Consider the following 19,227-nt stretch of genomic DNA (forward strand, 5'->3'; position numbering starts at 1 on the left):
GGGAGCTTTGCTCCCCGGTTCCTCCATCGCAATATCGGGAGCATTCCATGGCTGGCCCTGGAGCTATCGCAACCGCACGTCCCCGAAAACGACGGCGGCGTGCCAGTTGGCACGGGTTTCTCTATATTGCGCCGGCCATGGCGCTCGTGATCGTCTTCTTCGTGCTACCCGTGGTCTTTACCTTCTGGATGAGCTTCCACAACTGGCCATTGCTCGGCAATCCCCGCTGGATCGGCTTCGGTAATTATATCCGCATGGTCTCGGACGTGCGCTTCATAATGGCGTTGCGCTTCACCGCCTATTACACCGTCATCGTCACCATCGCGATCTTCGCAGTCGCCTTCCCGCTCGCCTTCTTCGTCGAAAAGCGCCGGCCGTTCGTCGGCTTCTACCGCACGATCATCTTCCTTCCCGTCGTCGTCGGACTTGCAACGGCGTCGCTGCTCTGGGTCTGGCTCGCCAATGTCGACGCCGGCTTCTTCGCACCGGTCGCTCTGGCGCTCGGTCTCGTCGACAAGAGGCCGAACCTCCTTGCCGATTTCGACATGGCATTCGCGACCATCATCGTCATGGTGGTGTGGAAGATCGCCGGCTTCACCATGATCATCCTGCTGACAGGCCTGCAGGCAATCCCCTCCGAACTGACCGAGGCCGCCCGGATCGATGGTGCGAAGCGCTGGCAGCGCTTCCGGCATCTGACCCTGCCGCTGATGCGCCGCACGATCGCACTCGCGCTGATCATCTCCATCACCGGCTCGGTGCTTGCCTTCGATCAGTTCTACATCATGACATCAGGCGGCCCGCAGAACCGCATGATTTCGGTGGTCTATTACATCTTCAACCAGTCCTTCGTGTCCTTCAACCTCGGCTATGGCGCGGCGCTCTCGATCGCGCTCCTCGTCATCCTGGTGCTGATCAGCATCGTCCAGCTTTGGCTGCTGCGCGTCGGGGAGGACAAGCCATGACCCAAACCATAACTACGGCAAAAGAGCGCCGCGCAAGGCGCAAGCTCTGGAGTGGCATCGGCTATCACGGCATCGGCGTTATCATCGTCATCTTCTTCTTCGCACCGTTCGCGATCGCCTTGCTGTCTTCGTTCCGGCACGGAACCGAGGCGAGCCTGCCGCCGCTGCCGCCATGGCCGACGACTGGCTTCAGCTTCGACGCCTATCGCTCGCTCGACGGCTTTGGCGCCGGGGTCATCCAGCACACGCTGAACTCACTCTTCGTCTCGGTCGCCACCGTGCTCTTGACCGTCATCGTCAGCCTGCTCGCCGGCTATGGCTTCTCGCGCTATCATTTCCCCTTCAAGGGCGCGCTCTTCATTCTCATCATCGCGACGCTGATGATCCCCTTCCAGTCGATCCTGACGCCGCTCTTCATCATCCTGGCAAGGCTCGGCCTCAACAATTCGCTGATCGGGCTGACGCTCGTCTATGTGACGCTGCAGCTTCCCTTTTCGGTCTTCATGATGCGCAACGCCTTCGACGCCGTGCCGAAGGAAATCGAGGAAGCGGCACGCATCGACGGCGCGCGGGATCTGAAGCTTCTTTTCCGTGTTCTCTTCCCATTGGTGCTGCCTGGCGTTGCGACTGTCGCGATCTTCGCCTTCCTCAATGCCTGGAACGAATTCCTGGCAGCATTGGTGCTCCTGTCGAGCAACGAGAAATTCACCCTGCCGGTGCTGATGATCGCCGTCAGGACCGGTCGCCTCGGCGCCGTCAACTGGGGCGCGGTCCAAGCCGGCATCGCCGTCATGACCATCCCCTGCGTCATCGTCTTCCTGCTTCTGCAACGCTACTACATGCGCGGGCTGATGGCCGGCGCGGTGAAATAACCCTTGCAACAACGGATCAAAGCCATGTCTGACAGAGAAAACCGCCAGTTTCGCCCCTTGCCCGTTCCGAATGTCGAACTCGCCGGCCTCTTCGGCGCCCGCCAGGATGCCATCTGCAATTCCACCGCGGCAACGCTGCTCGACCGCTGCGTCGAAGCGGGCATGATCCAGGCGATCGACGTCAGCCAGCCAAGCCCCGGCATCGTCATCCCCTTGCAGACCTGGTCGGGCTCGACGCAGATGTTCTGGGACAGCGATCTCGGCAAGTCGATCGAAACCATCGCCTATTCCCTCTATCGCCGCCCCAATGCCGAACTGGAGGCGCGCGCGGACGCCATCATCGACATGTATGAAAAGCTGCAGCAGGAAGACGGCTACCTGAACGCCTGGTTCCAGCGCGTCCAGCCCGGCCGTCGCTGGACCAACCTGCGCGACCATCACGAACTTTATTGCGCCGGTCATCTGATCGAGGCGGCCGTCGCCTACTATCAGGCAACGGGCAAGCGCAAACTGCTCGACATCATGAGCCGTTTTGCCGATTACATGATCACCGTATTCGGCCATGGCGAAGGCCAGCTGCGCGGCTATTGCGGCCATGAAGAGGTGGAACTCGCGCTCGTCAAGCTCGGTCGCGTCACCGGCGAGAAGAAATATCTCGATCTCGCGAAATACTTCATCGACGAGCGCGGCCAGGAACCGCATTTCTTCACTGAGGAAGCCATTCGCGACGGCCGCGACCCAAAGAATTTCGTACAGAAGACCTATGAATACAGTCAATCGCATCTGCCGGTGCGCGAACAGACCAAGGTCGTCGGCCATGCCGTGCGCGCCATGTACCTCTATTCCGGCATGGCCGATATCGCCACGGAATATAACGACGATACGCTGACCTCGGCCCTCGAGACGCTCTGGGACGACCTGACGACGAAGCAGATGTATGTGACCGGCGGTATCGGACCGGCTGCCTCTAACGAGGGCTTTACCGACTATTACGACCTGCCGAACGAGAGCGCCTATGCCGAGACTTGCGCCTCCGTCGGCCTGGTCTTCTGGGCCAACCGCATGCTCGGTCGAGGACCGAACCGGCGCTATGCCGATATCATGGAAGTAGCGCTCTATAACGGTGCAATGGCGGGCCTGTCGCAAGACGGCAAGACCTTCTTCTACGAAAATCCTCTGGAAAGCGCCGGCAAGCATCACCGCTGGACCTGGCACCATTGCCCCTGCTGCCCGCCCAATATCGCACGCCTGCTCGCCTCCGTCGGCTCCTACATGTATGCCGCAGCCGACAACGAGATCGCCGTTCATCTCTACGGCGAGAGCAAAGCCCGCGTGCCACTCGCCGGTGGTGCAACCGTGCAGCTTTCCCAGGAGACACGCTATCCCTGGGACGGTGCAATCCGCTTCGAGGTCAATCCCGATCGCGCAGCGAAATTTGTGCTGTCACTGCGCATCCCGGAATGGGCTGAGGGCGCGACGCTCGCAGTCAATGGCGCACCCGTCGATTTGGCAACGATCACCGTCGACGGCTATGCCCGCATCGAGCGGGAATGGAAGGCAGGCGATAGCGTCGACCTTACCCTTCCGCTGATCCCCCGCACGCTGTTTGCCAACCCAAAGGTCCGCCAGGATGCCGGGCGTGCGGCCCTGATGCGCGGCCCGCTCGTCTATTGCGTCGAAACTACCGACAATGGTCACGACCTCAACAGCATTTCGCTTTCCAGCGATCCGGCCTCCGCCAAGGCGACGGAAATTGCCGCATTGGAGGGAGCAGTGGCGCTCGATGTTTCAGTCACGCGAGATGAGGCTGACTGGGGCTCAGATCTCTATCGGACGACGACGCCGAAAAGCACTGCCTCCACCGCTCGTTTCGTGCCCTACCATCTCTGGGACAATCGCGATCCGGGCGAGATGCTCGTCTGGATCCGCGCCGATCAGTTGCAGCGCGGAGCCTGACATGACGAAGAACGGCATGCGCCTGACCGGCGTCCGCAAGAGTTTTGGCGGACTGGAGGTCATTCACGGCATCGATCTTGACATACCGGAAGGGGCTTTCGTCGTCTTCGTCGGCCCCTCCGGCTGCGGCAAGTCCACGCTGCTGCGGATGATTGCCGGGCTGGAGGAGGTGACCGACGGCGAGATCGCCATCAAGGGCCGAGACGTCACCGATCTCGATCCGTCCGAGCGTGGCATCGCCATGGTCTTCCAGTCCTATGCGCTCTATCCGCATATGAGCGTTCGCGACAATCTTGGTTTCGGGCTGAAAATGGCGCGGGCCGACGCATCCGAAATTGAAAGGCGCGTACGCTCGGCCGCCGCGATCCTCAAGATCGACCACCTGCTCGACCGCCGACCGGGGCAGCTCTCAGGCGGCCAGCGCCAGCGCGTGGCCATCGGCCGCGCCATCGTTCGTGAGCCGGATGTCTTTCTCTTCGACGAGCCGCTCTCCAATCTCGATGCCGAGCTGCGTGTCTCGATGCGCATCGAAATTGCCCGGTTGCATCGCGAACTCGGCAATACGATGATCTATGTCACCCATGATCAGACCGAGGCCATGACGCTCGCCGACAGGATCGTCGTGCTGAGGGACGGCCGGATCGAGCAGGTGGGCAGCCCGCGCGAGGTCTATGAAGACCCCGCCAACAGTTTTGTCGCCGGCTTCATCGGCTCGCCAAGGATGAATATGATCGAGGCCAGTTGGTCCGATGATGGGATGGCAAAGGTGGGCAATAGCAGCATCAAGGTCGACCTTGCGCAGACCAAGCCATCAGCCGGCGAAAAGATCCTCCTTGGCATGCGTCCTGAACATTTCGTCGTCACGTCCGATGCGTCCGATGCGTTGCGGGTCACGGTCGACGTCACCGAATATCTAGGCGGCACACGCTATCTCTATTGCCAGACAGAGGACGGTCAATCCGTTATTGCCGAGTATCGTAATGGGCCGGAGATCGAGCGCGGCGACACGCTCCATCTGCATTGCCCACCCGAACGGCGACGCTATTTCGACAAACAAGGAGAGCGGCTGCGGTAGACGCTTTACCCAGCCAACGCGGTAGCAAACGGTGGCTGGATGATCGCGTGAAAATCAAGCCGCCTTGCTGACCCGTACCGGAACGGACTTATACGAAGGAGTGCCACTTTCCTTGTCCTGGTAGTCGATCGGGATCAGACAATTTGCCTCGGGATAGTAGGCGGCAACAGAGCCTTCGGAAATATCGTAGGAAATAGCCGTTAGCTTCAAGAGCCGCTTGCCGCCTGAGGGCAGCGCGGTCTCGATCTCGACGAGATCGCCGTGCTCCAGCCCCTTTGCCTTCAAATCCTTATCGTTCATGAACAGCACGTCACGGCGGCCGAAGACGCCGCGATAACGGTCGTCGAGACCGTAGATCGTCGTGTTGTACTGATCGTGGCTGCGGATCGTAGCGAGCTTGAGGATAGTCCCATCTGAAAGCGCGATGTCCTCGTTGAGGCCGGAAAACAGCTTGAACTCCGCCTTGCCGGAAGGCGTCTTCCAGACGCGCTCCGTCGGTCCGATCGGCAGGCGGAAGCCGCCCGGCACGCGGATGCGCTCATTGTAATCGGCAAAATCCGGATAGACGATTTCGATCTTGTCGCGGATCAGATCGTAGTCCGTGACGAGCTCCATCCAGGCGACCTTGCTGTTCGGCAGGGTGGCCTGCGCCATAGCGGCAACGATGGCCGGCTCCGAACGCAGCTGGTCGGAGGCCGGCTTCAGCCGCCCGCTTGAGGCATGCACCATCGACATCGAATCCTCGATCGTCACCGATTGCGCGCCGGTTGCCTGAACGTCCTGTTCGGTACGGCCAAGTACGGGGAACAGGAAGGATTCCTTGCCGATCAGCAGATTGGAGCGATTGAGCTTGGTGTTCATATGGACGGCGAGATCGAGCTTACGCATCGCCTGCGCACAAAGTTCCGGATCGGGAAGCGCAATCGAGAAATTGCCGCCGAGGCACAGCAGCACCTTGGAGCGCCCCTCCGCCATCGCCTGCATGGCGGCAACGGCATCGTGACCGTGATGAGCTGGCGAGGTGAAACCGAAGGCCCGTTCGATGCCTTCGATCAGCGCGGGAGTGGGCTTCTCGGTAATCCCGACGGTGCGATTGCCTTGCACGTTGGAATGGCCGCGCAGCGGGCAAATGCCGGCACCCGGCTTGCCGAAATTGCCGCGCAATAGCAAGAGATTGGCGATCTGCTGGACATTAGCCGTTCCCTTGGCATGCTGGGTGATGCCCATGCCATAGGCGACGATCGTTGCCTTCGACTTGGCATAGATCTCTGCCACCTGCTCCAGATCAGCGCGGGCAAGACCAGAGACACGCTCGATATCGGCCCACTCCGTCTGATTAATATCGGCAACAAGCGCGTCGAAGCCGGTGGTGTGTTCGGCAATGAAGGCGTGATCGAGAACATCTGACGAGATCTCGGCCAGTGCGAGAACCGCCTTCATGATGCCCTTGAGCGCGGCGGCATCGCCGCCGATCTTCACCTGATAATAGGACGAGGCGATCGGGGTCGAGCTGAAGGTTCCCATCTCGATCGGATCCTGCGGATCGGCAAAACGCTCCAGCGCCCGCTCCTTCAGCGGGTTGAAGACGATGATCGGCACGCCTCGGCGCGAGCATTCATGCAGCGTACCCATCATGCGCGGATGATTTGTGCCGGGATTGTGCCCCATGGAGATGATCAGATCGCATTCGTCGAAGTCATCGAGCGAGACGGTGCCCTTGCCGATGCCGATCGATTGCGGCAGGCCGACGCTGGTCGCCTCGTGGCACATGTTCGAGCAATCGGGGAAATTGTTGGTGCCGTATTCGCGGGCAAAGATCTGGAATAGGAAGGCAGCTTCATTGGAAGCACGGCCCGAGGTGTAGAACTCGACCATATCCGGATCGGGCTGGCTGCGCATGACCTCGCCGATGCGGGCAAAGGCGTCTTCCCAGGCAATCGGCCGGTAGGTGTCGGATGCCCGGTCGTAGACCATCGGATGCGTCAATCGTCCGGAATTTTCCAGCTCGTAGTCGCTCCAGGTCAGAAGTTCGCTGACCGTGTGCTCGGCGAAGAATTCCGGCGTTACGCGCTTGTTCGTCGCCTCCCAGGTAACGGCCTTGGCGCCGTTTTCGCAGAATTGGAAGGTGGAGGTATGCTCCTTGTCTGGCCATGCGCAGCCGGGACAATCAAAACCCGTGGGCTTGTTGGTGCGTAGGAGAAGACCAGGCGCCTCAGTGACATCCATCTGGTCGCGGACAGCCTTTGCCGTAGCTTTCAACGCGCCCCAACCGCCGGCCGGGCTGTTATAGGGACGAATACCGGGGACTTCACGCTTTTGCGCCATCATACGCTCCTTTAGCAACCCAAACGGCTTCCTCCCAAAGGTCGGGCTTGCAAGAAATAAGCTTGCGACATCAGGGAGTAAAGCACAATCAAGCGCCAGAGAATCAAACAATCACCAAGCATGCCGGAGCTATGCGCTTGCATTAGTTCTTGAAGACCAGGCAGGAGCCGCCCTGCTGCCGGACCTGCGTGCAAACGGCATCCGCTTCCTCCCGCGTTTGCCGCGGAATGCGCGCCGCATAACGGACACGGCGGCCAAAGTCGGCATTGCGCTGCCGCACGATCAACGGCTTCTCCGTATTCAGCGGAGTCGGCAGTTTTCTTATGTTTGCGGTAAACAGACGGCGAGCGGCATCCACCTGAAAATGTTCGGCGAGTTGCGCGCCCCAGGGCGCCCAGGGCCGCTCCTGCTCCAAGGGAATGGGCTTCAGGCGACGGCTTTGCGCAAGCGCGACACAGGAATCGACGAACGGCTTGCTCTTATCCAGCACGGGCGCTGCGATATCGGGCGGATCGTCGCGCCATTCCTCAACGCTGTGCGCGGTGATCGCGCTCACATAGTTCCGCGTCTCATAGGGAAGACCACCGGAATTCAGGAAATTGGCAAGACCGGCTTCACCCGCATTATAGGCAGCGGCAGCCAATCCCAAATTGCCGAAGCGGTCCCGCAATTCATCAAGATAAGTCGCCGCCTTGCCAAGTGCTTCCAGCGCATCGTAGCTGTCGCGCACGCCACGCAGCTTCGCAGTTCCCGGCATGAACTGCGCGATGCCGCGAGCGCCCTTGGGGCTGACGGCATCGGAGCGAAACAGGCTTTCGCGCCAGACGAGCCGTGCAAGATAGTCCGGCGGCAGACGATTGCTGTGAGCGAAATACTCGATGGCGGTGCAAAGATCGCGATTGTAGCTGTCCTTGCGCAGGCACAGCGTTTGGCCCGTCTGCGTCGTCAGCGGTCCGGAAACGCAAACAAGTGGTGCGACACTCCATTCCGGTTGAGCTCGTGCGGGTCTGACAGCAGAGCCGTTAATGGCAAATGCGATCGCAAAAGCAACGATGATGCCGACGAAGCCTACCCGGTAATGCCTGCCTGCCATATAAGCGATATCCGTCCGAGACCAACCGATCGCAAATTCGCGGCCTCTTCATATCATCGATGGACGGAAGCGAAAACCTCTCACGCGACAGCTGGTTCGCGGACGGCTACTGCGCGAGATGGCCACCGCGCATCGGCGCCGGCACGCCCGTCGTGCCGGGAAAGCTGATCGGCAGGCCCCGCAGCACGCGCACCGCGAGAAACGCAAAGCACTCCGCCTCCACCGCATCGCCGCGCCAGCCGAGATCTTCGGCAAAGATCGGTTCGACGCCAGCCCGGCTCCTGAGCATCGACATGATCGTCGGATTGTGCCGGCCGCCGCCGCTGACGACGACCTTGGTGGGCCGGCGAGGAAGGAGATCCAGCGCCTTGCCGACGGCGCTTGCCGTGAAGGCCGAAAGTGTTGCGGCACCATCCTCCGGGCTGAGGCCATCCGCCATGGAGGCGCCGAAATCGAAACGATCCAGCGACTTCGGATAGGGTGTCGTGAGATAGGGATGCTGCAGCAGCCGCTCGAGCCGTGCCTCATCGACCTTGCCGGCAGCCCCAAGCGCACCGTCGCGGTCCATCTCGCCAAGCCCGCAGGACTTGATGAAGTCGTTGAGCGGCGCATTGGCCGGGCCGGTATCGAAAGCAACGAAATTGCCTTCTCCGTCCCACCAGGTGACATTGGCAACGCCGCCGAGATTGAGAATAGCCGCCTCGCCCGCAGCACCCGCACCGCGCAACAGCGCGGTATGGTAGGCGGCAGCAAGTGGTGCGCCCTGCCCGCCGGCGCGCATGTCGGCCGAGCGGAAATCATAGGCGACCTTCGTGCCGAGAATAGACCGCATCAGCTCGCCATCGCCAAGCTGGCGTGTCTGGCCGAGACGATCCTTCTGTGGCGCGCGATGCAGGACGGTCTGGCCGTGGAAGCCGACAACGCCGATATCGGCCATCGTCATGCCGTTCCCTTCAACCAGTTCCCTCACCGCCTCCGACTGGGCTCGCGTCAAAGCCTCTTCGGCCGCCTTGAAGATCGCCGGTTCGGGTCCCTCGAAATTCCACGCCCGTGCCTGCCGCAGCGTCTCTTCCAGCAGCTCCCGAATCCAGCTGGGATAGGGAGCCAGAACATAGGGGCCGAACTCCTCGATCCGCTCGCCGTCCGTCTTCAGCATGGCAACATCGATATTGCCGTCGAGGACGGTCCCGGTCATCAGACCGACTGCCCAGATTGGTTCCATGGTCAGGCTCCTATGCTGCGTTGACTAGATCGCTGACGGTCTGACGGAGCGCCAGAATGCCGCTGTCGAAGTGGCGCGTCGGATGAATGCGGTTGGTGAGGAGGGTCCAGGCTCGGCCTTGGTCGAAATCGACCCAGAGGGCCACGCCTGTAAACCCCGTGTGGCCGATTGTGCCGGGCGAGCAAAGAGTGCCACCATGCCAACCGTCATGGGGCCGCTCCCAGCCATGCGTGCGAGTGGCGGAAAGCGGTGTCCGCATCAGCGCGATTGACTGCGCCGACGCCCCGCTACCGTCAAGCAATCCTTTGGCGAAATCGAGAATCGCGTCCGCCGTTCCGAAGAGACCGGCATGACCGGCACCCTGCAACGCCGAACAATTGTCGTCATGAACCTCGCCCGATAGAACACGGTGGCGCCAGGTGCAGTCTTCCGTTGCAGCGGCCAATTCCGGCGGCGCAGAAAAGGCAAATCCCGGCCCCGGATCCATGGCGCGGATTGTCTTTCTGTTCAGCCGCTCCAGCGCGAAGCCGAGCAGGATGAAGTTGATATCGGAATAGACGGGCGGGCCGGCGCGCCATTCGCGCTGCAGGATGAAGGTGCGTAGAAGATCGGGATCGCGGCCGTAGGTATAGATAGGCTCGACTGCCGGAAAAGGTGTCTGGTGTCCGAGGCATTGGCGGAACGTCACCTTCCGTTCCCATGCCTCGGCGCTGTATTGGCGCAGATCGGGCAGGAGTTCGATCAAGGGAGCATCGAGGTCGATCGTGCCGGCCTCGGCCAGGGCCAGGATGCGCGGCGTAGTGAAAATGACCTTGGTAAGCGACGCAAGATCGAACCAGGTATCGGCCAGCATCGGCCTGATATCAGGCACCTTCTGTGCCGAGCCGACGGCGCGGACCTGCCTGATGCCGTCGAGATCGACCATGCCAAGCACGCCGCCGGGGACGCGCGCCGCCGAAACCGATTGCTCGATCGGCGCGAAGGCTCGATCAAAACGCTCTTGAAACTGCATGCTTCCCCCTACTCGCCATCTCGCCTCTCCTCGGCCTCGCTCAAGCTTCCGCCAGCGCGATGTGATCCGGCGCAAAGCGGCGCCACTCGGGAACGGCGGGCTCGAAGCCCAAAGGACGCACCAGGGACGGAACCTGGCGAGTATCGAGCGTGAAGTTTTCCTTGCGCCGCGCAACCGTCGGAACCGCCGCGATCAATCGCCTGGTATAGGAATGCTTGGGCTCCGACAAGACCGAGGCGGCATCGCCGATCTCGACGATCTGCCCGGCATAGATCACCGCGATGCGATGGGCGATACGCTCCACGACCGCCATGTCATGCGAGATGAAGAGATAGGCAAGACCGTATTCGCGCTGCAGTTCGATCAGCAATTCCAGGACCTGCGCCTGAACGGAGACGTCGAGCGCGGACACCGCTTCGTCCAGCACCAGCACGGACGGATTGAGCATCAGGGCGCGCGCGATGCAAAGCCGCTGACGCTGGCCGCCGGAAAATTCGTGCGGATAGCGCTCCAGCGCATTTTCCGGCAAACCCACGCGATTCAAAAGCATGACCATCCGGTCTCGTGTCTCAGCTGAGACGCGGCCGCCCGCGGCGATCACCGGTTCGGCAAGGATGTTATCGATGCGCAGTCTCGGATTGAGCGAAGCGTATGGATTCTGAAAGACCATCTGCACAGCGCTCGTACGATCGGCGGCCTTGCCGTCATTGGTCGTAAACGTGCCGCGGATCGCCTTCACCAATCCGAGGATCGCCCGGGCGGTGGTGGATTTGCCCGAGCCGCTTTCGCCGACAATCGCCAGCGTCTCGCCGGGCATCAGGTCGAAACCGACGCCTTCGACGGCATGAACGGCACCGGTCGATCGACGCAGGAAACTCCCCTTGACCGGAAAGCGGACCGTCAAGCCGTCAACCTTTAATGCCGGCTTGGACGACGCCTCATCCCTTTGAAAATCGGTGCGTGCAGCCTGTCCCGAGGCAAAATGCGGAACGGAATGCAATAGATGCTGGGTATAGGGATGGGTGGGATGATCGAGTATCCGATTAAGCTCGCCCTGCTCGACTGCTTGGCCAGCCTGCATCACCATCACCTTGTCGGCAATGCCGGCAACGAGGCCGATATCGTGGGTGATGAAGATCATCGACATGCCGGTCTCGCGCTTCAATTCGGCAAGAAGTGCCATGATCTGCGCCTGCACGGTGACATCGAGCGCTGTCGTCGGCTCATCGGCAATCAATAGACGAGGATTGCAGGCAAGCGCCGTTGCGATCATCACGCGCTGCAGCATGCCGCCGGAAAGCAGGTTCGGACAATAGGTCAACCGCCGCGCCGCATCCGGAATGCGCACGCGATCCAGGGCGTCCTTGGCCGCCGCTTTCGCCTGCTTGCCGGTCAGGCCACGATGCAGCCGGAAGGATTCTTCAATCTGCGTGCCGATGGTCAAAACGGGATTGAGCGAGGTCATCGGCTCTTGGAAGATCATGCCGATCTCCGCGCCGCGGATCTTTGTCAGCTCCGCTTCGCTGGCCTTGGTAAGATCAAGGATGCTGTTGTCGGCACGCTTGAACCGGATCGAGCCGCCGGTAATGCGACCGCCGCCGAAATCGACCAGGCGATTGATCGAAAGTGCGGTGACGGACTTGCCCGAGCCGCTCTCGCCGACGATCGCCAGCGTTTCACCGGCATCCAGGTCGAAGCTGACGCCGCGCACGATGGGATTAGCTTCAGGATTGCGCCCGAAGCCGACGCGAAGATCGGAGACAGAAAGCAGCGGTGTCATACCGTCGCCCTCCGCATCTTCGGATCAAGGATATCGCGCAGGGCATCGCCGAGCAGGTTGAAGCCGAGAATGGAGATCATGATGGTTACGCCAGGGAAGATCAGCAGCCAGGGTGCAGTCTCCATGAGATTGCGGCTGTCGCTCAGCATCAGGCCTAGCGAGGAGGCCGGTGGCTGCGTTCCCAGGCCGAGGAAGCTGAGACCCGCTTCCGTCAGCAGCGACCAGGCAAGCGCCAGCGTTACCTGCACAGTCAGGGGTGCGACGAGATTGAGCAGGAGATGCCGTGTCAGGATGTAGGACCGGCTGCTGCCGAAGGTGCGGGCGGCATCGACGAAATCGCGTGCCTTCAGCGAAAGGGCCGGGCCTCGCACCACGCGGGTAAAAATCGGCGTATAAACGATCGCAATCGCCGCAACGCTGGTCCAGGTGCCAGGCCCGACAATGGCGATGATCAGCAGCGCAAGAAGGATCGCCGGAAAGGCTAAAAGCACATCCATCGCGCGCATGATGACGCCATCCCAGCGCTTGCCAGACCATGCCGCCGTCAAGCCAAGCAACGTACCGAGCAAGGTCGCAAAGGCAACGGAGAAGAAGGCCACGGTGAAGGATTCGCCGATGCCATGCATCAGGCGGCTCGCGACATCGCGGCCGAAAAGATCGGTGCCCATCCAATAGGTGAGGCTCGGGGCGTGCAAGCGGTCGATGCGGTTCTGCGTCAGGGGATCATGCGGGGTCACACCCAACGTGCCGAGAATGGCAAGTAGAACATAAATGAGGACGATGACGCCGCCAATCCGACCGCTCGTATGTCCGAAAATAGCCTTGACGATCCGCATCAGCCTTCTCCCAGACGGACGCGTGGATCAAGCGCGACATAGGCGAGATCGACGAGCAGGTTGACGATCATGAAATTGAAGGCAATGAACAGCACGCTGCCCTGCACCAGCGCATAATCGCGTTGCAGGATGGCATCGAGCACCATGCGGCCGAGCCCCGGTAGGGCATAGATCTGCTCGACCAGCACGGCGCCGCCGAGCAGATAGCCGAATTCGACGCCGCTCAGCGTCACCACCGGGATCAATGCATTCGGCAGGGCATGCCGCCAGATGACGCCACGCGCCGGCACGCCACGGCTACGGGCGGTGCGGACATAATCATCGCTCAGGACATCGAGCATGGCCGAGCGCACCACGCGCGTCACCGACGCGGCAAAGGCAAAACCGAGCGTCAATGCGGGCAGGATCATTTGGCCGAGATTTTCAAGCGGGTTCTCCCAAAGGGGCGTGAAGGCACCCATGGTCGGCAACACGCCGAAGCCGGCCGACAAGGCATAGATGAGCAGAAGTCCGAGAACGAAGTTTGGCGTGGACTGCCCGATCATGGCGACGATGCGCACGGCAAGATCGGACAGTTTTTCATTTCGGGTGGCGGCAAAGACGCCGGCAGGCAGGCCAATGGCAAGCGCGATCACCATGGAAAGCAAGGCAAGCTCGAGCGTCAACGGAAAGCGCTCCAAGATGATATCGAGCACCGGCTTGCCATAGGTGACCGATATGCCGAGATTGCCCTGGAATACGCCAAGCAGCCAATGCCAGTATTGGATCGGCCAGGACTGGTCGATACCGAAATAGGCGGCAAGGGCCTGCCGCTGCTCTGGCGTCAGCAGGCCCGCATTGGTTCCGAGCATCGCAGTGATCGCATCGCCAGGCACCAGCCGGATGGCGACGAAGACGAAGATGGACACACCCAGCATGATCAGCGGGAATGTCATCAGCCGGCGCGTCAGATATGACATTGCAATTCCTCTAGAACAACTTCAGCTAAACCAAGACGTGAACTGACAGCTGAAATTGCTTAAAAACAAAGAGATCGAGCATTTCCATGACATAGATTGAAGGGAAATGCTCTATGTCCCGGTCATCGCTACTTGATCGAAACCTTGCTGAGGCCGAACAGCGAGCCTGTCGGCGTAGGCACGAAACCTTCGACGTTCTTTTGCTCGGCCGTATAGCCATAAGCTGTATAGAGCCAGATCCAGGGCGAGACTTCGGCGAGATGCTTTTCGAATTCGGCGAAGATCTCCTTGCGCTTGGCCGGATCGGTCTCCGCGCGGCCCTTCTGCATCAAGCTGTCGAGCGTGTCGTCGATATAGTTGGCTACCTTCTGCAGGTTGCCGGTCTTTGTCCAGTAACGGTTGTACATCGAATAGGGGTCGGCACTACCGCCGTTCAGCGCAACGGCCATGTCGAAATTGCCCTTCAGCCAGGTGTCGACATAGACGTTGAGTTCCATCACCTTGATATCGAGCTTGATGCCGATTTCGGCGAGCTGCGACTGAATGACCTGCGCCTCGGCGGTGGCGGTCGGCGGCTCACCGGTTGCGGCGATCACCGTCGCCGAGAAACCATTGGCAAAGCCGGCATCGGCCATCAGCTTCTTCGCCTTGGCAACATCGCGCGTGTAACAGAAGAGCTTGCTGGGATCGGTCGCATAGAGCGGCATCGTCAGCGGCCCGGTCACCTTGCCTTCGCCGAGGGCTGCCGTATCCATCACATCCTTGCGATCGATGGCGCAGGAGATTGCCTGGCGCACGGCCAGCTGATCCATCGGCTTGCGGGACGGATTGAGCTGCAGGACGTTGTAGGAGAGCACCGGCGTTCGGGTGAGCTGCAGTTTCGGCTCCTTCGGCACCAGCGTTGCCACGAGCGGATCGTTGAGCAGCGCGAAATCGATCTGACCGGTGCGGAGCGACGCAAGGATCGCGGTTTCATCCGGCAGCACGCTGATATTGATGCCGTCGACGCCCGTGGCGCCACCGGCCCAATCCTTGTTGGCGCTCAAGACTTCCTTGGAATTTGGAACCCAGCTGTCAAGCTTGAACGGACCGGAGCCGATCGCCTTCGTGCCGATGGTGCCGGCGGTGATTTCGCTTGCCGGCACGACGGCAGCATTGAGGCTCGTCATGGCTGTCAGAAGCGGAACGTCGGGCTGCGAGAGGTTGAAAACAACGGTATTGGCATCGGGCGTGTCGATACTCGCGATCGACAGGAAGTTGGCGCGGGCAACCGCGGCGGTTGCCTGATCGAGAATGCGCTGGAAGGAGGCCTTGACGTCAGCCGAAGTCACCGGCGCACCGTTCTGGAATTTGGCCTTGGCATTGAGCTTAAAGGTCAGCTGCTTGCCGTCGGAGGAGAACTGCCAGCTCTCGGCCACACCGGGCGCGATCTGCAGATTGCTGTCGAGGCGAACGAGCGGCTCATAGATCAGCTCCAGCAGGCGAATGGACGAGAAGGCCGTCTGCTTATGCGGATCAAGCCCGGTCGCGTCCTGCGACCATGCCATACGCAGCGTCGCTGCCTGCGCTGGAATCGCGACGGCCGCCAAACCAACCCCCACGGCCAGCGCTATTCCCGAAATTAGCGTCTTTGCAAAATTCCCTTTCACTTTCAGTCCTCCAAATTTTTTTAAATGTCCCCGGCCGATTTTAGCCTATTGATTGTCTCAAGCAGTCCTGGCGTTGATGGCCTTACGCAGGAATCCATCAGCGTTTTGCAATGCCGTGCGGGCTTCTTCAATGCCCATCCCGGTAATTTCGATCAGAATGGCAAGCTTGACGTCATTGCCGGTCAGATCGAGCACGCGGCGCGCTTCCTGCTGGGTACAGCCGGTCGCCTGCATGACGATGCGCGAGGCGCGCGCCACGAGCTTCTTGTTGCTGGCACTGACATCGACCATCAGGTTCTGATAGCTCTTGCCGATGCGGATCATGCTTGCCGTCGTCAGCATGTTGAGAATGAGTTTCTGCGCGGTGCCCGACTTTAGCCTTGTCGAGCCGGTCAGGATTTCCGGACCAACGACCGGCGAGATCGCCAGATCCGCAATACCGGCGATGATGGAGTTCGGGTTACAGGAGAGCGCAACCGTAAAGGCACCGATGCTCTTGGCGTAATTCAGGCCACCGATCACATAGGGCGTTCGGCCGCTGACGGCGATGCCGACGACCACGTCGTCCTTGCTCAGCTTGATCCCCTCCAGCGCCTGGCGCCCCTGTGCCGGATCGTCCTCCGCCCCCTCGATCGAGCGCCGTAGCGCATCCGGACCGCCGGCAATAAGGCCGATGACCATGTCCGGCGGCACGCTGAAAGTCGGTGGGCATTCGGAAGCATCGAGAACGCCGAGACGGCCGCTCGTGCCCGCACCCATATAGATCAGCCGTCCGCCCTTCTGGAAGGCGGCGACGATTTGATTGACGGCGGCGGCGATCGCCGGAATGACCTTCTCGACGGCGAGCGGCACCGTCTGATCCTCATAGTTCATTTCACGCAGGATATCGAAGGTCGGCAGCAGATCGATATGCATCGTATTCGGATTGCGCCCTTCGGAAACCAACTGCTCCAGTTCGGATATCAACGTCTGCTCTGTCATGGGCCTGCTCGCGAAATAACGCTTCGATATCAATAGGTCACAGTGACAAGCTCGATCACTTCAAGATCGAGTTCACCGCCGCAAAATCGGTTTTCAGTCAGCCGGGACGAAGGATGGCCTTTTCGGCTTCGTTCCCCGTCCATTCCCTGTTTACCTTGGTTAACACTATGTCTGTTTATTCCTTCCGTCAATCTAAAAAGGAATAAAATATTCCATTTCGATCGAGCGAAATTCAGCCTCCACAGATCCCTCTTCAGCTTTTGCGAATGGCTCTCTTGGCCAGAATGATCGCACCTGACACCGCATCGCCGTCGATCGGCTTCAGGCGCCGCCGCACATCGGGCGAGAGCCAAGGCTCGAGCGGGCTTGCGAGACCGCCAAGCAGGCAGACGCGCGGCGCACCTTTTTCGAACAGGGTGCGAACCAGCGTATCGATATGGGCGGCTGCACTTTGCACAATCCGCCGCGCTGCGGCATCGCCCTGATCGGCATGGCGGAGGACCATCGGTGCAAGGGCCGCATATTCCGTGGCCGAAGCCCGGTCCATCCAGGCGACCGCCTCCATCGGATCATTCTGGAAGCGTTGCATGATTTCGGCCAGCAGCGCCGTCTTCTGTTCGCGGCCATCATGGGCGCGCAGCGCAAGCTGGACTGCCTTCAGCCCGAGATAGGCACCGCTGCCCTCATCCGAAATCGGAAAACCATAGCCGCCGACCCGCAATTGCCGTCCTTCGACGAGGCCGAGCCCGATCGAGCCCGTCCCGGCAATGACGATGGCACCATCGCGACCGGAATGCGCGCCGAGGCAGGCGCCCTCCCCGTCGCTAATGAACTCGATACTGGCAAATGGATGCTCTATCGCCTTCAACGCATCAAGCGCGCCCTTGCGGCCGATGCCTGCCAGCCCGACGCCGACGTGGATGCGCCCGATATCGTCGGCACTCAACCCGGCTTCTTCTATCGCTGCGTCAAAGGCACGAGAAATCGACGCCCATGCTTCGGTGATCCCGAGCCTGGTCGTTGCCGGGCCGGACAATCCTTGCCCTAAAATCGTGCCTTCAGCACCCTCGATGCGCGCCCGGCAGCCAGTACCGCCGCCATCGATGCCGAGGAAATAAGGAGCGTTTTCCGATACGGCGGTCATGACGTCAGCCGTTCAATATCGGCGCCGCAGAGACGCAATTTGCGATCGAGCTGCTCGTAGCCGCGGTCGAGATGATAGACGCGGTTGACGATGGTTTCGCCCTTGGACACGAGGGCGGCGAGAACCAGCGACACCGAGGCGCGCAGATCCGTCGCCATCACCTGCGCGCCCTTGAGCGGCGCTCCGCCACGCACCAGTGCCGTCGTGCCCTGCAGGGTGATATTGGCGCCAAGCCGCGTCAGCTCCGGCACATGCATGAAGCGATTTTCGAATACCGTCTCACGGATCAGCGACGCGCCTTCCGCACAGCAGGCGAGCGCCATGAACTGCGCCTGCAGGTCCGTCGGGAAGCCCGGATAGGGTTCGGTTGTGATATCGGCTCCCTTGAGCGGGCCGTCCCGGGAGACCACCAGACCGCGATCACTCGGCCAGACGCTGACACCCATGGCCTCAAGCGCCTGGACGACCGAGGCAAGGTTTTCTAGCCGGGCATGAATAAGCTCAAGCTGACCGCCGGTGATCGCCGCTGCCACCGCATAGGTGCCTGCCTCTATGCGGTCAGGGATGCCATGATGCTTGGCCGGACGCCAGTCGGTGTCACCATCGATGAGGATGCGATGGGTCCCCGCCCCTTCGATCCGCGCACCCATAGCGCTAAGGCAGGCCGCGAGATCCGCCACCTCCGGCTCGCGGGCGGCATTCAAGATCTCGGTTTCTCCCTTGGCGGCGCAGGCGGCCATCATGGCCGTTTCGGTCGCACCTACGGATGGCGAACTCAGCACGATCCGCGCGCCTTTCAGCCCATTTGAAGCCGATGCGACGATCAGACCGCTTTCGATCGCAATATCGGCGCCCAGAGTCGCCAGGGCCTTGATGTGCATATCGACGGGCCGCGCCCCGATGGCGCAGCCGCCGGGAAGCGAAACACGTGCGTGACCGAAGCGGGCGAGCAGCGGCGCAAGCACCAGCACGGTCGCCCGCATACGTCTGACCGTATCGTAGGACGTCTCCTTCGAGACGAGCTCGCTCGCATCGATCGTGGTGCCATGCGGCCCGCGCTCAACTCTGGCACCGTGAAGGGCAATGACATCGAGCATGTTCTCGACATCGCTGACTGCGGGCAGGTTCGTCAGTTCCAGCGGATGCGGGCTCAAGAGCGCCGCTGCGATTTGCGGCAAGGCTGCATTCTTGGCGCCGGCGATGGTCACCGCGCCCTGCAACCGTCTGCCGCCGGAGATGCGAAGTCTGTCCATGATGAGTATCCGTCGAGGAAAGGTGAGGACACCGCGAGTCCTTCACGCATTTCTTCCAAAGACTAATCGGCCATTCCAGAGTGTCAACCAGATTTGGAATTTTTT

The 19,227-nt window shown here is 60.9% G+C and carries 15 protein-coding genes; 4 read left to right on the plus strand and 11 right to left on the minus strand.

Annotated features, from left to right (window positions below; translation table 11 throughout):
- The first annotated feature begins 47 nt into the window (after nucleotides 1-47).
- Genes AC13RE_RS17440 through AC13RE_RS17455 form a run of 4 tightly spaced genes read left to right on the plus strand, consistent with a single transcriptional unit; the run spans nucleotide 48 to nucleotide 4,868 of the window.
- The gene (locus tag AC13RE_RS17440; protein ID WP_488563855.1) at nucleotides 48-965 is read left to right on the plus strand and encodes a carbohydrate ABC transporter permease; all 918 of its coding nucleotides are present in this window, start codon (nucleotides 48-50) and stop codon (nucleotides 963-965) included.
- Nucleotides 962-1,837 (plus strand): carbohydrate ABC transporter permease, encoded by an 876-nt coding sequence (locus AC13RE_RS17445; protein ID WP_488563856.1) that lies wholly within the window; start codon nucleotides 962-964, stop codon nucleotides 1,835-1,837. Before AC13RE_RS17440 ends, AC13RE_RS17445 begins: the two co-directional genes overlap by 4 nt.
- 24 nt (nucleotides 1,838-1,861) lie before the next feature.
- Nucleotides 1,862-3,793, plus strand: a complete 1,932-nt coding sequence (locus AC13RE_RS17450; protein ID WP_488563857.1) for a glycoside hydrolase family 127 protein — start codon at nucleotides 1,862-1,864, stop codon at nucleotides 3,791-3,793.
- 1 nt (nucleotide 3,794) lies between these two features.
- Nucleotides 3,795-4,868 carry an ABC transporter ATP-binding protein gene (locus tag AC13RE_RS17455; protein ID WP_488563858.1) on the plus strand — a complete coding sequence of 358 codons (1,074 nt, stop codon included), beginning with the start codon at nucleotides 3,795-3,797 and terminating at the stop codon, nucleotides 4,866-4,868.
- Nucleotides 4,869-4,922: 54 nt separating this feature from the next.
- Here the strand turns inward: AC13RE_RS17455 and AC13RE_RS17460 are convergent, their stop codons facing one another.
- The 11 genes from AC13RE_RS17460 to murA all read right to left on the minus strand — a co-directional run bounded on the left by AC13RE_RS17460 (nucleotide 4,923) and on the right by murA (nucleotide 19,122).
- On the minus strand, nucleotides 4,923-7,193 hold the full coding sequence (locus tag AC13RE_RS17460; protein ID WP_488563896.1) for an FdhF/YdeP family oxidoreductase: 2,271 nt from the start codon (nucleotides 7,191-7,193) through the stop codon (nucleotides 4,923-4,925).
- 142 nt (nucleotides 7,194-7,335) lie between these two features.
- The gene (locus AC13RE_RS17465; RefSeq protein ID WP_488563859.1) at nucleotides 7,336-8,286 is read right to left on the minus strand and encodes a lytic transglycosylase domain-containing protein; all 951 of its coding nucleotides are present in this window, start codon (nucleotides 8,284-8,286) and stop codon (nucleotides 7,336-7,338) included.
- Between the two features lie 106 nt (nucleotides 8,287-8,392).
- Nucleotides 8,393-9,508, minus strand: a complete 1,116-nt coding sequence (locus AC13RE_RS17470; RefSeq protein ID WP_488563860.1) for an anhydro-N-acetylmuramic acid kinase — start codon at nucleotides 9,506-9,508, stop codon at nucleotides 8,393-8,395.
- Between the two features lie 10 nt (nucleotides 9,509-9,518).
- Nucleotides 9,519-10,520, minus strand: coding sequence for a serine hydrolase domain-containing protein (locus tag AC13RE_RS17475; RefSeq protein ID WP_488563861.1), 1,002 nt, complete (start codon nucleotides 10,518-10,520; stop codon nucleotides 9,519-9,521).
- A gap of 40 nt (nucleotides 10,521-10,560) precedes the next feature.
- Entirely contained in the window at nucleotides 10,561-12,300 is a 1,740-nt protein-coding gene (locus AC13RE_RS17480) for an ABC transporter ATP-binding protein (RefSeq protein WP_488563862.1), read from the minus strand.
- Nucleotides 12,297-13,136 (minus strand): ABC transporter permease, encoded by an 840-nt coding sequence (locus AC13RE_RS17485; RefSeq protein WP_488563863.1) that lies wholly within the window; start codon nucleotides 13,134-13,136, stop codon nucleotides 12,297-12,299. The genes AC13RE_RS17480 and AC13RE_RS17485 overlap by 4 nt, the downstream gene beginning before the upstream one ends.
- On the minus strand, nucleotides 13,136-14,095 hold the full coding sequence (locus AC13RE_RS17490; RefSeq protein WP_113354403.1) for an ABC transporter permease: 960 nt from the start codon (nucleotides 14,093-14,095) through the stop codon (nucleotides 13,136-13,138). The genes AC13RE_RS17485 and AC13RE_RS17490 overlap by 1 nt, the downstream gene beginning before the upstream one ends.
- A gap of 128 nt (nucleotides 14,096-14,223) precedes the next feature.
- Entirely contained in the window at nucleotides 14,224-15,744 is a 1,521-nt protein-coding gene (locus AC13RE_RS17495) for an ABC transporter substrate-binding protein (protein ID WP_488563864.1), read from the minus strand.
- A 57-nt stretch (nucleotides 15,745-15,801) separates the two neighbouring features.
- Entirely contained in the window at nucleotides 15,802-16,725 is a 924-nt protein-coding gene (gene murQ / locus AC13RE_RS17500) for an N-acetylmuramic acid 6-phosphate etherase (RefSeq protein WP_488563865.1), read from the minus strand.
- Between the two features lie 253 nt (nucleotides 16,726-16,978).
- Nucleotides 16,979-17,869 carry a glucosamine kinase nucleotide-binding domain-containing protein gene (locus tag AC13RE_RS17505; RefSeq protein ID WP_488563866.1) on the minus strand — a complete coding sequence of 297 codons (891 nt, stop codon included), beginning with the start codon at nucleotides 17,867-17,869 and terminating at the stop codon, nucleotides 16,979-16,981.
- Complete coding sequence (gene murA / locus AC13RE_RS17510; RefSeq protein ID WP_488563867.1) at nucleotides 17,866-19,122, minus strand: UDP-N-acetylglucosamine 1-carboxyvinyltransferase; 1,257 nt, start codon at nucleotides 19,120-19,122, stop codon at nucleotides 17,866-17,868. The genes AC13RE_RS17505 and murA overlap by 4 nt, the downstream gene beginning before the upstream one ends.
- Nucleotides 19,123-19,227 lie beyond the last annotated feature (105 nt).

It is taken from the genome of Martinezella sp. CNPSo 3959 (assembly GCF_057784355.1).

What these genes read in the sequence shown, in the direction of transcription:
- AC13RE_RS17440 (WP_488563855.1), top strand. Translation starts at nt 48, where the DNA reads ATGGCTGGCCCTGGAGCTATCGCAACCGCACGTCCCCGAAAACGACGG.
- AC13RE_RS17445 (WP_488563856.1), top strand. Translation starts at nt 962, where the DNA reads ATGACCCAAACCATAACTACGGCAAAAGAGCGCCGCGCAAGGCGCAAG.
- AC13RE_RS17450 (WP_488563857.1), top strand. Translation starts at nt 1,862, where the DNA reads ATGTCTGACAGAGAAAACCGCCAGTTTCGCCCCTTGCCCGTTCCGAAT.
- AC13RE_RS17455 (WP_488563858.1), top strand. Translation starts at nt 3,795, where the DNA reads ATGACGAAGAACGGCATGCGCCTGACCGGCGTCCGCAAGAGTTTTGGC.
- AC13RE_RS17460 (WP_488563896.1), bottom strand. Translation starts at nt 7,193, where the DNA reads ATGGCGCAAAAGCGTGAAGTCCCCGGTATTCGTCCCTATAACAGCCCG.
- AC13RE_RS17465 (WP_488563859.1), bottom strand. Translation starts at nt 8,286, where the DNA reads ATGGCAGGCAGGCATTACCGGGTAGGCTTCGTCGGCATCATCGTTGCT.
- AC13RE_RS17470 (WP_488563860.1), bottom strand. Translation starts at nt 9,508, where the DNA reads ATGGAACCAATCTGGGCAGTCGGTCTGATGACCGGGACCGTCCTCGAC.
- AC13RE_RS17475 (WP_488563861.1), bottom strand. Translation starts at nt 10,520, where the DNA reads ATGCAGTTTCAAGAGCGTTTTGATCGAGCCTTCGCGCCGATCGAGCAA.
- AC13RE_RS17480 (WP_488563862.1), bottom strand. Translation starts at nt 12,300, where the DNA reads ATGACACCGCTGCTTTCTGTCTCCGATCTTCGCGTCGGCTTCGGGCGC.
- AC13RE_RS17485 (WP_488563863.1), bottom strand. Translation starts at nt 13,136, where the DNA reads ATGCGGATCGTCAAGGCTATTTTCGGACATACGAGCGGTCGGATTGGC.
- AC13RE_RS17490 (WP_113354403.1), bottom strand. Translation starts at nt 14,095, where the DNA reads ATGTCATATCTGACGCGCCGGCTGATGACATTCCCGCTGATCATGCTG.
- murQ (WP_488563865.1), bottom strand. Translation starts at nt 16,725, where the DNA reads ATGACAGAGCAGACGTTGATATCCGAACTGGAGCAGTTGGTTTCCGAA.
- AC13RE_RS17505 (WP_488563866.1), bottom strand. Translation starts at nt 17,869, where the DNA reads ATGACCGCCGTATCGGAAAACGCTCCTTATTTCCTCGGCATCGATGGC.
- murA (WP_488563867.1), bottom strand. Translation starts at nt 19,122, where the DNA reads ATGGACAGACTTCGCATCTCCGGCGGCAGACGGTTGCAGGGCGCGGTG.